At 67.2% G+C, this 13,485-nt stretch carries 11 protein-coding genes and 5 pseudogenes; 6 read left to right on the top strand and 10 right to left on the bottom strand.

Annotated features, from left to right (window positions below):
- Positions 1 to 66 precede the first annotated feature (66 nt).
- The gene (locus tag ACFU8W_RS41560; protein WP_384049334.1) at positions 67 to 309 is read right to left on the bottom strand and encodes a hypothetical protein; all 243 of its coding nucleotides are present in this window, start codon (positions 307 to 309) and stop codon (positions 67 to 69) included.
- Positions 310 to 338: 29 nt separating this feature from the next.
- Here ACFU8W_RS41560 and ACFU8W_RS41555 point away from each other — a divergent pair.
- A pseudogene (locus tag ACFU8W_RS41555) lies at positions 339 to 704 on the top strand (transposase); the annotation flags it as partial.
- Positions 705 to 752: 48 nt separating this feature from the next.
- On the opposite strand, the gene ACFU8W_RS41550 reads toward ACFU8W_RS41555, so the two are convergent.
- The 4 genes and pseudogenes from ACFU8W_RS41550 to ACFU8W_RS41535 form a co-directional block, all read right to left on the bottom strand.
- Positions 753 to 1,517, bottom strand: coding sequence for a GNAT family N-acetyltransferase (locus ACFU8W_RS41550; protein ID WP_384049423.1), 765 nt, complete (start codon positions 1,515 to 1,517; stop codon positions 753 to 755).
- A 129-nt stretch (positions 1,518 to 1,646) separates the two neighbouring features.
- Positions 1,647 to 2,215: pseudogene (locus ACFU8W_RS41545) on the bottom strand (DDE-type integrase/transposase/recombinase); the annotation flags it as partial.
- Between the two features lie 3 nt (positions 2,216 to 2,218).
- A pseudogene (locus ACFU8W_RS41540) lies at positions 2,219 to 2,590 on the bottom strand (integrase); the annotation flags it as partial.
- Positions 2,591 to 2,835: 245 nt separating this feature from the next.
- Positions 2,836 to 3,384 (bottom strand): TetR family transcriptional regulator, encoded by a 549-nt coding sequence (locus ACFU8W_RS41535; protein ID WP_384049331.1) that lies wholly within the window; start codon positions 3,382 to 3,384, stop codon positions 2,836 to 2,838.
- Between the two features lie 114 nt (positions 3,385 to 3,498).
- Between ACFU8W_RS41535 and ACFU8W_RS41530 the strand changes: the two genes are divergently transcribed.
- Together ACFU8W_RS41530 and ACFU8W_RS41525 are read left to right on the top strand one after the other, a co-directional pair.
- Positions 3,499 to 4,185, top strand: a complete 687-nt coding sequence (locus tag ACFU8W_RS41530; protein WP_384049328.1) for an SDR family oxidoreductase — start codon at positions 3,499 to 3,501, stop codon at positions 4,183 to 4,185.
- Between the two features lie 163 nt (positions 4,186 to 4,348).
- A complete protein-coding gene (locus ACFU8W_RS41525) occupies positions 4,349 to 5,044 on the top strand; it encodes an aspartate/glutamate racemase family protein (protein ID WP_384049325.1) in 696 nt (231 codons plus the stop codon).
- Positions 5,045 to 5,210: 166 nt separating this feature from the next.
- On the opposite strand, the gene ACFU8W_RS41520 is transcribed toward ACFU8W_RS41525, so the two are convergent.
- From ACFU8W_RS41520 to ACFU8W_RS41505, 4 genes and pseudogenes are all read right to left on the bottom strand, one after another.
- Positions 5,211 to 6,287, bottom strand: a complete 1,077-nt coding sequence (locus ACFU8W_RS41520; RefSeq protein WP_384049322.1) for a M4 family metallopeptidase — start codon at positions 6,285 to 6,287, stop codon at positions 5,211 to 5,213.
- A gap of 1,131 nt (positions 6,288 to 7,418) precedes the next feature.
- Positions 7,419 to 7,732: pseudogene (locus tag ACFU8W_RS41515) on the bottom strand (aldehyde dehydrogenase family protein); the annotation flags it as partial.
- 29 nt (positions 7,733 to 7,761) lie between these two features.
- A complete protein-coding gene (locus ACFU8W_RS41510) occupies positions 7,762 to 8,739 on the bottom strand; it encodes an alpha/beta hydrolase (protein WP_384049319.1) in 978 nt (325 codons plus the stop codon).
- 191 nt (positions 8,740 to 8,930) lie between these two features.
- Positions 8,931 to 10,259, bottom strand: a complete 1,329-nt coding sequence (locus tag ACFU8W_RS41505) for a radical SAM protein (RefSeq protein ID WP_384049316.1) — start codon at positions 10,257 to 10,259, stop codon at positions 8,931 to 8,933.
- Positions 10,260 to 11,134: 875 nt separating this feature from the next.
- Between ACFU8W_RS41505 and ACFU8W_RS41500 the strand changes: the two genes are divergently transcribed.
- Positions 11,135 to 11,887 (top strand): hypothetical protein, encoded by a 753-nt coding sequence (locus tag ACFU8W_RS41500; RefSeq protein ID WP_384049313.1) that lies wholly within the window; start codon positions 11,135 to 11,137, stop codon positions 11,885 to 11,887.
- 68 nt (positions 11,888 to 11,955) lie between these two features.
- On the opposite strand, the gene ACFU8W_RS41495 is transcribed toward ACFU8W_RS41500, so the two are convergent.
- Positions 11,956 to 12,189 carry a hypothetical protein gene (locus tag ACFU8W_RS41495; RefSeq protein WP_384049311.1) on the bottom strand — a complete coding sequence of 78 codons (234 nt, stop codon included), beginning with the start codon at positions 12,187 to 12,189 and terminating at the stop codon, positions 11,956 to 11,958.
- A gap of 303 nt (positions 12,190 to 12,492) precedes the next feature.
- Here ACFU8W_RS41495 and ACFU8W_RS41490 point away from each other — a divergent pair, with 303 nt between their 5' ends.
- Positions 12,493 to 13,149, top strand: a complete 657-nt coding sequence (locus tag ACFU8W_RS41490; protein ID WP_384049308.1) for a class I SAM-dependent methyltransferase — start codon at positions 12,493 to 12,495, stop codon at positions 13,147 to 13,149.
- 152 nt (positions 13,150 to 13,301) lie between these two features.
- Positions 13,302 to 13,391 (top strand): annotated as a pseudogene (locus ACFU8W_RS41485) (transposase); the annotation flags it as partial.
- Positions 13,392 to 13,485 lie beyond the last annotated feature (94 nt).

Here is a 13,485-nt window from a genome sequence, read left to right as displayed (position 1 = left end):
GTCCAGGCTCAGTCCCTCGGCGGTCTCCCGGGGCTCGGCGGTCTGCTGCGTCTTGGACGGCAAGTATCACTTGGCGGCCACTTCGCCGATGATCTCCTCGTGCACCGCGCGGGTGGTGGCGGAAGCGGCGGCCGGTCCGGCAGCGGCACCAGTGACGGCGGGGACCGGCCCGGCGGCGGCACCGGTGGCCCCGATGGCCGCCGGAGAATGGCCCAGCCTCGACTCCGGCCCCACGCCGGCCAGCAGCGCCCGCTGCCCCGTGGTGAGCGGCAGCGACGCGATGTGTTTCAGGATGGAACTGATGTGCAACCCCTCGTTGGCAGCGCGGGGACTCCCCGCAGTTCGAGCCCGTCCTGAAGGCGATCTGTGTGCCCCGCATCGGGCCGGGCCGGCCCCGCACCCGGCCCGATCGCGTGCGCGCGGATAAGGCGTATGCCTCTCGAAAGAACCGCGCTTACCTGCGTGAACGCGGGATCCGCTGCACCGTCCCGGACAAGGCCGACCACGTCCGCAACCGCCAGAAACTCGGCTCCCGCGGCGGCCGGCCGCCGAAATTCGACAAGGCCGACTACCGCGAGCGCCATGCGGTCGAGTGCGGCATCACTCGCCTCAAGAGGAACCGGGCGGTTGCCACGAGGTACGACAAGCTCGCGGTCCGCTACGAAGCGACCGTTCTCGTCGCGGCCATCAACGAGTGGCTGTGACCAGGATTGTTGTGAAAGTGGGCAGGTGGCTTGTGGAGTTCGGGGTGTTCAGGGGTTGATGGTGTGTTCGGTGAACTGGCCGCAGGAGCGGAATCCCAGGCGGCGGTAGACGGGCTCGCCGTCGGTGGACGCCTGCAGGACCGCGATGCGGTGGCTTCGGTCGCGGGCCGTGTGGAGTGCGGCAAGTGTGATGGCACCGCCGTAGCCACGTCGGCGGTGGGCGGCCAGGGTGCAGATGTTGTAGATCCCGGCAACCCCCGCGTGATGAAACACCTCGGCCGAGCAGACCGGACGGCCGTCCACGTAACCGACCAGGTAACGGGCCGGACAGTGCGCGGCCAGGGCCTGCGGGGCGGCCTGGGTGAAGAAGCGGCGGACGGTATCAGCGGGCGGGGTCCAGTTCGCGGCGAGAACCGCGGCGTAGTCGGCGAGCTGTTCGGGCGTGGCCACCGTCCGGATGTCCAGTCCTGGGGCGGCGGGCAGCGGCAGGGTGTCGTCCAGTTCGGCCCACATCGCCGTCTCGCGTTCGGATGCTGGCAGACCAGCCGCCGTCAGGCGGGCGGTGAGGTCCGGTGGCCTCGAGGCGGGCCCCACCCACCAGGAGAAGCGGCGGCCGGTGCGAGCCAGTGTCTGGGCGGTCTCGGTGATACGTGCCGTAGCGGTGGTGACGGTGAAACGGGCCGCGGCAACGATGTTGAAAGTGTCGTCGTCCAAGCCGCTGTCGGCGACTAGGAGGTCATCAGTCTCTGCAACAGTCGCACCTCTCATGCTCCGATGCAGGTGACAGGCATGTTCCGCCAGATTCTGCTCCATCTTGTCCGTCAAGTCGGCGTCATCGAGAAAATGGACATTCATAACGAATGATCCCAGCATGACTGGGCGCAGGTTGCACGTGGTTTTGGATCGCTCGCCGACGGTGTCACGTCGGCGACCAGCACATTCGATGCACGCCCTAACGTGGCTGCCGCGGGCGGCGACCGTCATCTCGATCGCATCGGTGATCAGGTACGTGCGCATGTGGTCGGCGATCGACCAGCCGATCACGCGGCGCGGGCAGTTGTCGATGACCGTGGCGAGATACAGCCAGGTGGAGCCGACGGCTATGTAGATGATGTCGCCGCACCACTTGGTGCTGAGCGCGTCCGCGCTGAAGTCGCGCATCAACAGGTCCGGGACGCAAGGCGCGGTCTTGTCCGCGATCGTGGTGCGCTTCTTGCGCCGCAGGTGCCGGTGGACGATGTGGTTTGCGCGAGTCAGCCGGACCACACGCTGGCGGTCGATCTTCCGCCCGCGCGACCGGAGTTCGGCACGCACGCGGGGGCATCGTAGGCGCCGTGGTGTTCAACGTGGATGGCGCGGATCTCTACGACCGCCCGTTCTTCGGCCGCCTGGCGCTCGGCGCGGGCCGTGGCAGTCGCCCGGTCCCGGTAGAAGCCGGAGCGGGACACACCAAGGACCCGGCACAGCCGCTGGACGCCGAAGTCGGAGCAGTTGTCGGAGAGGAGGGCCCAGCAATGGAAGAAGTCCGCGGCAAGGATCCCCTGAGCCTGCGCCGTGAGGAAGCCGCGCCAGGTGGGGCCAAAGCGGCGCGGGGCCGGGTCGATGCCTGCTGCGTGCAGGATCTCCCAGACCGTGAAGGCCGCGATGGGGTGCCCGAGCCGGACCGGTTCGCCCTGGATGCGGCGGTTGCCCCAGCGGGGATTTTCATCAGCCGGGCACAGCACGAGACTCTTGAGCGCGGCCGCGCCGTCGACGGCCGTCCGATACGGGAACTGCGGGCGCAGTAGTCCCACGCACTGGCGATCAGTTTGCGGTACCAGGCCGGCAAAGTACCGGGAGCGGCGAAGAAGACTTGCGGCCCACCGGCCACGCGGTATCAGCGAGATGAGGACGGCGAGCCAGAATCGGTCACGTTCAGGATCGTGCTCACCGACGCTACGGAGTCGACGTGATCATGCCTGCTGCTCCGGCCACGCGGCTGTAGGAATGCCCGGCTGCCCCGGCCCACTGCCTGCTGGAGCAACGGTTGTCGAACGGGGCAGTACACCGACGCTCAACGGCCGCTGCATCATGGTCATGACTCCTTGTCGCAAGGGGGCCGACCTCGATCATCGCCCGGCAGTCCGACGGATCAGTCAGCAGCGGTCAGCGCTGCGCGGGCTGCGGCGAGGATCTCCTCCGAGATGGGCGTGCCCTGGGTGGCCCTCGACAGGATCAGCGCCCCGACCATCAGGCTCAGCCTGCTCAGGCCGTCGTTCTCGCCGGTGGCGAGGTGCTGCGCGAACTCGGCCGCCCCCTTGCTGAACCTGTCCCTGGCAGCGGGACCGCCTTGCCCCCTCGCGATGTCGACGGCGAGCGCGGCCACCGGGCAGCCCTCTGCGGTGTCGTCGCGGTGCTCGGCGGACAGATAGGCGTCGATCAGCTCGTGGGGTGACGCATCCAATGGAACGTGGTGGCGGTCCGTGCCGTGAACGACCGCGTCGAATGCCTGGGCGGTGGCCTCGTCAAAGAGCGCCTCCTTGGATGCGAACTGCTTGTAGAACGCGCCGTGCGTAAGTCCGGAGGCCTTCATCAGGTCGGCGACGCTGACCTGGGCGCCCTGCTCCCGGAAGAGCCGCGCTGCGGTTTCCACCACACGCTGCCGGTTCTCCCGCGCCTGCGCCTGTGACACGCGGCCCATGCCCACCTCCCACTTAGATGCGACTTGACATCTATCGTACGCGCCCACATAGATTGGATTCATAATCTAATTGCGGGGCCGATCTTCCGGCCCCGCGGCGAAAGGGAACCGATCATGGAACTCAAGGGTGCGACCGCCGTGGTGACGGGCGCCAACCGCGGACTGGGGCGCCACCTCGCCGAGCAGCTGCTCCGGCGCGGCGCGAAGGTCTACGCGGCGGCACGCCGGCCGGAGACTGTGGACCTGGAGGGTGTCACGCCGCTCCGTCTCGACGTGACGGACGAGGCATCGGTCCGGGAGGCTGCCCGCATTGCCTCGGACGCAACGGTGCTGATCAACAACGCGGGGATCGCCCGGTACAACCCCCTGATCGGCGGTGACATGGACGCGGTGCACGCCGAGATGAACACCAACTTCTTCGGACCGCTCGCCGTGACGCGCGCCTTCGCCCCGGTCATCGAGAAGAACGGCGGCGGCGCCGTCCTGAACATCCTCTCCGTGATCTCCTGGTGGCACCCGGCCCAGGCCGGCTCCTACGCGGCGTCCAAAGCGGCTGCTTGGGCGATGAGCGGCGCCGCCCGCGAAGAGCTCGCGCCGCGCGGCATCACCGTGTCCGCGCTGCACGTCGCCCTCATGGACACCGACATGACGGCGAACATGCCCACCGAGGACAAGGCCGACCCCGCCGAGGTCGCGGCCCAGGCGCTGGACGGCATCGAGGCCGGTGTGCCCGAGATCCTCGCCGACGACACCACTCGGCAGGTCAAGCGCGGCCTGGCCAAGGCCCCGGCGGTCGGTTGACCCAGGTCTGCCGACAGAGCCCCCCGCCGCCCACACCTACACCAGGCAGTCCGATTCTCCGCGACTGGCCCTGTCCGGGCGGCGGGGGCATGTTGGAATGAACATGTCGTCAACGCTTGCGAGGCATCCGCGACGTGCCCCCGCCACTATGGAAAGGCTCTCAGTGAAGACCATCGGACTCCTCCATGGCATGAGCAGTGTCGCCACCGTGGACTTCTACCGGCGCATCAACGACCGCGTCAATGAACTGCTGGGCGGGCACGAGAGCGCGGAACTCCTGCTGTCGAGCGTGAACTTCGCCGTGGTCGACCGCTGCGTCCAGGCCGAGGCTTGGGACGACCTGGGCGGCTACCTGGCCGCAAAGGCACGCGCGCTGGAGACGAGCGGCGCCGACTTCCTCGCCATTGGCAGCAACACAGGGCACGTGGTGGCCTCGGCCATCGAGGCGAGCACCAGGCTGCCGCTGCTGCACATCGCGGATGCGGTCGCCGACGCCGCAGGCCGTCTCGGTGCGCAACGGCTCGGGCTGCTGGGTACCCGTCCGGTGATGGAGGGCCGCTACTACCACGACCGGCTCGGCAGCCACGGGTTCGAAGTCATCGCCCCCGGGGTGGCGGACCGGGAGTTTGTCCACCGGCTGATCTTTGAGGAACTGACCCGAGGGCAGTTCACGCAGGAGTCCCGTGCGGCGTTCACGGACATCATCGGGAAGCTCGACGCGGCGGGTGCCGAGGCCGTTGTCCTCGGGTGCACGGAGTTCGGCCTGCTCGTCAAGCAGTCGGATGTTCCCGAAACACCGTTGCTCGACACCACGGGCCTGTACATCGAGGCCATCGTCAAGGAAGCACTCGCCGCATGAACTGAGCCGTCGCCGCTGACCGACCCGAGCCGGAGACAATCACGCACGGACTCGGCCCGGCGACCCGACGGCTCATGTCGGTGTCCATGAAGCCGACGTGCAGTCCGAACACCCGGATGCCCTGGTCGGCGAGCTGCAACTCAGTTCTACCGGGACACTGGCCGACTCAGGCCGTGGGTACGCCGACCGCATCCCACGCCTGGAGTACCGCATCGCGCTCCTGTGGCCCGTAGGCGTCGGCGGCGTCCGCGGTCAGCCGTGCGAAGGACGTGAAGTCGGCGTCGCTGGCAAGCGTGCCGCCGGTGAGCACGTCGTACCAGATACGGCCGGCGCCATCCCAGGCGTGGCCGCCAAGCCGGGTGGCGGCGAGGTAGAAAGCGTGGTTGGGGATGCCCGAGTTGATGTGCACGCCGCCATTGTCGGCGAAGGTCTGCACAAAGTCGTTCATGTGGGCAGGCTGCGGATCCTTGCCGAGCTCATCGTCGTCGTACGCGGTGCCTGGCGCCTTCATCGAGCGCAGCGCGACGCCCTGTACTCCGGGGCGCAGCAGTTCCTCTCCGATCAGCCAGTTTGCTTCCTCGGTTGTCTCGCCCTTGGCGTACTGCTCGACCAGGGACCCGAATACGTCGGACAGGTGCTCGTTCAGAGCTCCGGACTGGCCCACGTATGCCAGGTTGGCGGTGTATTGGGTGACGCCGTGGGTGAGCTCGTGGCCGATGACGTCGGGGGACTGAGTGAAGTCGCCGAAGATGTGTCCGTCCCCGTCGCCGAAGACCATCTGCTCGCCGTCCCAGAAGGCATTGTCGTAGTCCCGGCGGTAGTGAACGCTGGCGTCCAGCGGGAGGCCGGCCCCGTCGATGGACGAGCGGGACAGGGTCTGCAGATAGAAGTCGAAGGTGGCTCCGAGGCCGTCGTAGGCCTGATTGACCGAGGTGTCCGGTACGTCGGCCTCGCCCTCTCCGCGTACGCGTCTGCCGGGCAACTCCTGCCGGTGCTCGACGTCGCAGATGGTGCGGTCGGAGTGGTCGGGGCCGCGCGTCGGCGGGGCGGCGGTCGGGCCGATCTCGGCCGTCAGCCTGCGTTGGGCGCGTTCTGCCGCGTCGAGCGCAAGGGTGCGGCGGGCGGGCTCGTGCACGGCCGGGTCCTCAGCTCGGGCCAGCCGGTTGAGCAGATGCGGTGGCACGATCGCACACGGCGTCGTGGCCACGGACCTGAGCGAGGAGCCTCGGATGTCGTCGGTCATGGGATGTGCTCCGATCGGTGCGGTAGCGCACCTCATCCACCTGACGCTCGCGCTTTTCGCGGGTGGTGGTACGCGTGCCGACATTGGGCTGAAGTGGTTGACGAGCAGCCTCACCGTCGTCTGATCCGAGACCCGTATGTCCACCTCGAGGCAGTCCCATGAGAACAGTGCTGTCGGTCCGTCAGATGCTGCCTCGAGCCGTCGACGCCTGCGACGAACGAAAGGCGCTGCCCCGCGATACTGGGTATGGACACATTCAAGGAGGTCGACGGGATCAACTACCTGAAGAGCACGCACGTCCCGCCTTGAGATGCCGCGGCGCGAGGACGTCTTCAAATCGAAGTTGGCCAATTGCTGTGCCGGGCACGGAGTTCTCTCCCTGGAGGAGAATACGCTTCCGGTTTCAACGGGCGATCCATGCGCGCGCGTGCTACAGCATCAGTTTCCGCCCGTCACCAGAGGCCTGCAACTCAGCGTCCAGCAGCTCCGGCCGTGGCCCGTCACTACAGCCAGGTCCTACCGACGGGGCGGCATTGACCTCGGCGCCAGCACCGAGGCCAATGCCCGAAAGCCAGGGCGCGTTGGCGCAACTCGGCGTGCGTTTCCGGACGAAGGTCCACGGCGTGAGACGGTTTCCGGTCGCGCGATCAGGCCGGATTGGGCATTCGGCCGACATGCCCGAGATATGGATGTCGCGCGCTCGAAGATCCGCCCGGTGGTACCCGCACCAGCCGCGCCGGCGCAGTCGTTCCCCAGACCGAAGCTCTGTTCCTCCTGCACTGTCGTGTCAGCGGCCGAGTATGCGCCAGGTCGGCCGACACCCCTGCAAGGGCTGGAGCAAACTCAACACATGGGTACGCTCCTGGGTGCGCCGGACACCTGGCTCATGGATCCTCCGACCGATTTCGTCTCGGCCCGCTCACCGGGCGTCTGGGGGCCCGGGGCGGCTGTTACCTGCACACCCATGTCCCGGAGAACAGCCACATCGATCCCAGGTCCTGACCCGCGTTCGTGCAGGAGCAGCCGAGCGAGCCGGGCGGGGAGCCCGCTGATCGTCCGGAGTTCGAACCGTTTCTGCGTTGCTCCGTTTGCGGGACGGATTGACGCGCGTATCCTCCGGCGCAGCTGGACGATGCGGACGGCGTCGTCCTGGTCGTCGTGGGCGACGACGACCAGGACCGGGCCGAAGATCTCCTCCTGGGCGATCCGCATCGGGTTGTCGACGTCGGCGAACACGGTCGGCGTGACGTAGATGCCCTTCTCCAGTCCCTCGGAGATCTTCGGGCCGCCGGTGACCAGGCGGGCGCCCTCCTCGATGCCGAGCTGGATACAGTTGCGCACCCGCTCGCGCTGGTCGGGGCGGATCGTCGGGCCGATGAAGGTGTCGGAGTCGTTGGGGTCGCCCCCTTCAGCGACTCCACCAGCTCCTTCAGTGCGGCCACGACCTTCCCGCAGCGGCTGCGGAGGGGGCCGGTCAAGACGCCTGGCGGACCTCGCGGCTCAGCAGACGGCAGAGCCAACGGAAGCGGGTCCGGCGGGCGTCTCGGGAGACTTCGGTGTGTGGCGCCAGTTGATCGAAGCCGTGGAACCCACCTGACCATATGTGCAGTTCAGCGTCCCCGCCGGCCTGCCAGATGCGCATCGCGTACTGGATGCATTCGTCGCGAAAGGTTTCTGCAGCACCGACGTCGATATAGGCGGGCGGCAACTGGGACAGGTCCGCTGCGCGGGCGGCCGCGGCGTAGCACGAGACCTGCGAGCTGCCCCTGTCCTTGCCGAGAAGAGCGGTCCAGCCCAGGTCGTTGGCGCGGCGGTCCCACACGCCCAGGCCGGTCATCTGGTGTGCCGAGGAGCTGTCGTTGTGGTCATCGAGCATGGGACACATCAGCAACTGGCCAAGGATGCCGGGCCCTTTCCGGTCGCGGGTCATAAGGGCCAAGGCAGCAGTGAGGCCCCCGCCGGCGCTGCCGCCGGCGGTGATAATGCGTTGGGGGTCCATACCGAGTGTCCCGGCGTGTCGGGCGAGCCACACCAACCCGGCATAGCAGTCCTCGATCGCCGCTGGGTACGGGTGTTCGGGTGCCAGCCGATAGCCGACGGATACGACGGCCAGTTCGAGGGGCTCAGCCCACTCCTGGAGGATCGTCTGCATGCCGGTGCGGTTGAATCCGCCGATCATGCCTCCGCCATGCATGTGGTAGACAACCGGCGCCTGTTGGCGCAGGCCGGTGGGGCGTGCGACGAGGAGCGAGACGTCTGGTGCTCCGTCCGGGCCGGGCGCGAGGAACTGTTGGATCTCGAACCTGCCATGGTCGCGCAGCTGATCGAGTGAGGGGTCTGCCGTTGCGAGTTGCGCACGCCACCGGGGGATGTCGTCAGCCGACAGCGGCGCATTCTCGTGCGGGGGCCCCATTTTCTCCAGAATGGGGTTCAGTTCCGGGTCGAAGGGCACGGGCGGGACCGTGTGCTGGCCTCGGTCACGATGGTTGTTCATATGTCCTCCAGGACTATGGGGCGGGTATCACGGGTGCCGGGGCGGGGCATGGACCACCGACGGCCGTGGTGCTGTGCATGATGTGGACGGCCGACGCCGGGACGCAGGCGCGCGCCTCCGGTCGTCGTACCGATGCCCTGTTCCGTGCTTCAGCCGGTTGCCGTCCGACGAGACTCCGGCGGGCCCGGCCGTCCGATCTGCAGCAGTCGGTCCACGGCGGGACTCATCGGCGGAAGACCGGTGAGGGGGCCGCCGGAAGGGGCGGAGGCGGCGTAGCGGGCGTGCAGTTGGCCGCAGGCGGCATCGATGGACGAGCCGAGCTGGCGTCGTCTGGTGGCGTGGATGCCACGTTCGCGCAAGCCTGTGACGAACTGACTGACATGTGTCTTCGAGGGCGCCCGGTAGGCGGGATGTGCTCCCAGGGCCTGGTTGTACCGGATCACGCTCACGTGGAAAAGTTCCGGCCGGGATCGCGACGCCACGAGTCGGGCGAGCTGATGCAAGTGGTCTTCGGTGTCGTTGACGCCGGAGATCAGCAGATACGCGAGGTAGATCTTGCGGCGTGCCGTGCCCGCGTGCTCATCCAGAATCGCCAGGTTCTCGGTGAGGGGGAATCTCTTCTCCAGCGGAATCAGTTGCGCACGTTCGTCCGTGAACGGTGAATGCACGGACAGTGTGATCGTGACCTGTGGGTATTCCTTGGTGAGCCTCGACAGATTGGGCGCGAAGCCCACAGTGGAAACTGTGATACGGCGTTGTGACAGTTCCCCGTAGCCAGTTCCCGAAAGCAGGCACAGTGCATCGAACACATGCGGGTTGGCCAGTGCCTCGCCCATGCCCATGAACGCCACGCTCTCCGGCAGGGATCTGTCCGGAAGCCGCCAATGCGGATGCATGACCTGCGCGTAGATCTCGTCGGCCGTCAGGTTCCTGGCGAGGCCGACGGCGGCCGTGGCGCAGAAAGTGCAGCCCAGTCCGCATCCGGCCTGTGACGAGACACAGAGAGAAGTCCATCCGGCCCTGTAGCGGGAGAGAACGGTCTCGAAACGGGTTCCCGGATCCGACTCGAAGACGACCTTTTCGACCTGGTCCTCTGCTTGGCGGGCGACCGGGACGATGGGAAGCATGCGCGGCCCGAACTTCTCGGTGAGTCCCGCCCTGAGTTCGGCGGGCAACTCGCGAACGGTGTCGAAGGTCTCGGCTTCCGCGCGGCGAAGGGCGCTCACGAACTGCCGGTAGCGGAAATCGGGCGCGCCCACCGATTCGAGATGCTCCCGGATACGCGCGAGTCGGGTACCGGGGGGAGGGTTGGCGAGTGCAACGCGAGACCGTCGAGCCCGGTCACTCGATTTGTTCGCATGGTGCTGGTTCGTCATGAGGTGATGCTCACAATCTTCCACGTGATCTCTCTCCCGGCGGACCAGGCATGGTGCTGACGAGAGATGGTCCTCAAAGAGAATGGGCGCCGTCCGACGCACGACGACGGGAACACAGGACGGAACCGCACAGGACGGAATGCACATTTCATTCCTCGGACGACGTCAGCCGTGCCGGTCCGATTCCGGACCGGAAGAATCACGGCTTGAACAAAATTTCGACGTCGCCGAAGGAGTCAGTGCATGCTGTGAACGCGCCACGAGGGGAGGCTGATTCGGGGTACTCCGGCAGGGAGCAAAAAGGAATGTGAGGCGCACTGGCCAAAGGTGTGCCAGGGTATGCACTTCAAAGCGCGGAAGTGTTTAACCGTGCGCGTCATCCACATCCTGGCCATTGCGGACCGGAGTCAGTGGCACAGGCCGATAGCGTCGTCGACGCCCGGCGGCTACGGTCTGTCAACCTCGATAAGCATGCCGGTACTTTACCACGAAAGAAATCTTGGTCCGGTCAGCGTCGAGACACTGCGGACCCGCGACGACGCCTGCCTCGATGCCGCCATCGACCGGCAGGGGAAGGCGGCGACGAAGAACAGTGGCGCCACGCCGGTGCCGCCCGTGGTCCCCGGGAAGAGGTGTCACCGGTCGCACACTGGCACATGCACGGCACATATGCGACAGCCGTCGGCCCGACGATCCCCGAAGGGCGATTCCATGAGCGAATTTGTCGACCAGCAGATGGTACGGCTCAGTGATCCCGCGCAGCTCACCAGTCTGGTCGATCCGCCCGGCGACACCCAACACGGCCGTGTGCGCACCCTGCTGGCTACGGCGTACACCATGGAGTTCGCCACTATCCTTGACGCAGGGCTTCTGCCCGAGGTTGACATTGGTGTGACCTCCCGAATCCGGGGATCCGTGGCCAGCGTCCGCACCACTTCGCGCTGGCCTGCGAGGACCCGTCGATCGTCTGGCTCGCGGTGTCCGTCCTGGGAGCCGTGGCCGACGTCGGCGCTGCGATCGTCGCCGTCCGAAACATGGCCCGGCTCGCCAAGCTGGCGGTCGCGGCCAAGGAGTTCACGGGCCTGGAACAGGCTGCCCGCGCGCAAGCCAGGGTGCTGGCCGCCGAGGGCCGACTCGCAGGCACCGAGCAGGAGTTCGTCGACGCCGTACTGAGTTCGGCGAAGCGGCAGATCGGCGGCGCGGCCACGAAGCCGCCCCTGCGGTACGGCGACCATGTGTTCCGGCTCAATCCGGGCGGCCCGAGGACGCTGCCCGAAGCCGTAGCCCTGGCCAGGTCACAGGGCGTCCACATCGGGGACGACGTCCTCATCCGGCTCGATCCCAGTCTCGGTGCCGACGCGTTCGCCCGGTACGGCAAGAGGGCCCCCTCCACGCAGCAGGTCGGCTGGAAGGACCTGACGGACACGATCCGCCCGCCCAAACCCGGCCTCCGGCCGACGTACTGGACAGCCGAGCCGATCGAGGAGGAGACGGCCGTAATGGTGGTACGACTGCGTCCGGACGTCCTGGAATCCGACGAGGCGATTGTCGCCGTACTCGCACACGAGGTGCACGAGATCAACCATCTGCAGACCATCCTGGGCGGTAAGGCGACGATCAGCCCCGCCAGGTTCCATGCACTGGTCGACAGCAGGGTCGGCACCCTGCACCTGGAGGCGTGGCGGATCGGGATCGCGCTGGTCGACCGGATGCGCGCCGCTCTCCCCTGACCGGGGCTTCCGCTCGTCCGAGTAGGGGGTTCAGAACTGGCGACCTCGCGTAGTCGGGAGTTGAGTGTTCACCTGTCGGTGTGGGCTCGTGGTCGCCGTGAGTGGTCGCCTGGGGCGTAGTGCTGCCAAGTTCCTCCGGCCTCGGCGGCGAGCTGGGCGGTGGTGTCGTCGTGGTAGCCGAGCATCCGGGCGACCACCGGGGCCGGAGTCTGGAGGACGAGGTGGCGGATCGCCGCTGTGCGTCCTCGCTGGGTCGGGAAGCCCAGGTGGCGGAGCCGGAGTTCCAGAGTCTCCGGGGTCATGGGCTGTCCGGCCCGACGGCAGGGGAAGAGCCATCGGGCGTCGGGGTTGGTCGCGGTCATGGTGTTCGGCCGCTGCCCCAGGTAGTCCAGCAGCGACGACGAGTCTCAGAAGCAGTTGTCGATCACTGCGCATAGGAATGTCGGCGCGAACTGGCAACGGTGTTGGGCGCCGGGAGGGTCAGTGACTGCTGGGTAGACGACTTTCAACTGGCTTGCCTGGACTGCGTCCGGCAGTTCGGGGAGCGGTTGATCTTTGTTCCAGAACGGGGTGCGCATGCCGCCGGGACTTGGTGGACTGGGTGGATGAAGATCCTTTCACCTCGTGTCCTGCGGGCTCTGGAACGGTTCAATGCCGCCTATCCCTGGGATCACAACGCCCATTACCACCGCTGGATCCTGCGGCAGCTGCCGAGACGCTTCAACTGCGCCCTGGAGGTCGGCTCCGGCAGCGGTGACCTCGCAAGGCTCCTGGCCGGACGTGCCGCCGCCGTGAAGGCAGTGGATTCCGATCCCGTGATCACGGCCGAGGCCCAGAGGCTGACTCCTGCCGCGCTTCCCGTGACCTTCGGTGTCGCGGATGCAGCAGTCGAGTTGCCTGAGGGCTCATACGACGTCATCACTTGCGTCGCCACGATCCACCATCTGCCGTTCGCCCACGCACTCACCTGCTTCCGCCGTCAACTGACGCCGGGAGGAACCTTGGTGATCGTCGGCCTGTCCCGCGCGAAGTCCCCTGTGGACTATCTGCTCGGTGCCGTCGCCGTGCCCGCCAACGCTGCTATGGGCTGGCTGAAGAACAGGGGCCGCCCCTCGCCCCGGCCTGTCTCGATGACGGCTCGCACTCGCCCAGCAGACATGACCTTCGATGACATCGTCCGTGAAACCAGGAACGTCCTTCCCGGCGCGCGGCTGCGACGACGGCTGTTCTGGCGCTACACGCTCGTGTGGAATCAGCCCTGAGCAGCCGGGACTATGCGGGGATGAGCTGAAGAACCGTGGCCGCCGGCCAGCTCGGCGTATTCGTGGCCTGGGCCGCGGTCCGGGGCAGGGTCGTCGTGGTCGGCGCCATGTCCCCGGCGCCGCATCAGCTCGTCCATGATCGCCCGGAAGGCACAGCTCGCGGTCCCGGCCTGGGCAAGACCCGCTGGGTCGTCGAGCGGACCTTCGCCTGGCTCCACCAGTTCAAACGACTCCGGATCCGCTAGTGTCCTGAGTCTTTGATTCGGTTTAGATATCCGGTGAGGCGTTCGAAGATCTCGTCGGCGGTCTTCGTCCAGACGAAGGGCCTGGGGTTGT

Origin of the sequence: Streptomyces sp. NPDC057565 (genome assembly GCF_042801455.1) — a bacterium.
GTDB classification, from domain to species: domain Bacteria; phylum Actinomycetota; class Actinomycetes; order Streptomycetales; family Streptomycetaceae; genus Streptomyces; species Streptomyces yanii.
Note: the sequence above shows the minus strand (reverse complement) of the source record. Positions and strands in the feature narration are given on the sequence as shown.

Bases quoted from the DNA above. Each gene is read 5' to 3' on its own strand.
- ACFU8W_RS41520 (WP_384049322.1), bottom strand. From the start codon at position 6,287: ATGACCGACGACATCCGAGGCTCCTCGCTCAGGTCCGTGGCCACGACG.
- ACFU8W_RS41550 (WP_384049423.1), bottom strand. From the start codon at position 1,517: ATGGAGCAGAATCTGGCGGAACATGCCTGTCACCTGCATCGGAGCATG.
- ACFU8W_RS41495 (WP_384049311.1), bottom strand. From the start codon at position 12,189: ATGACCCCGGAGACTCTGGAACTCCGGCTCCGCCACCTGGGCTTCCCG.
- ACFU8W_RS41535 (WP_384049331.1), bottom strand. From the start codon at position 3,384: ATGGGCCGCGTGTCACAGGCGCAGGCGCGGGAGAACCGGCAGCGTGTG.
- ACFU8W_RS41490 (WP_384049308.1), top strand. From the start codon at position 12,493: ATGAAGATCCTTTCACCTCGTGTCCTGCGGGCTCTGGAACGGTTCAAT.
- ACFU8W_RS41530 (WP_384049328.1), top strand. From the start codon at position 3,499: ATGGAACTCAAGGGTGCGACCGCCGTGGTGACGGGCGCCAACCGCGGA.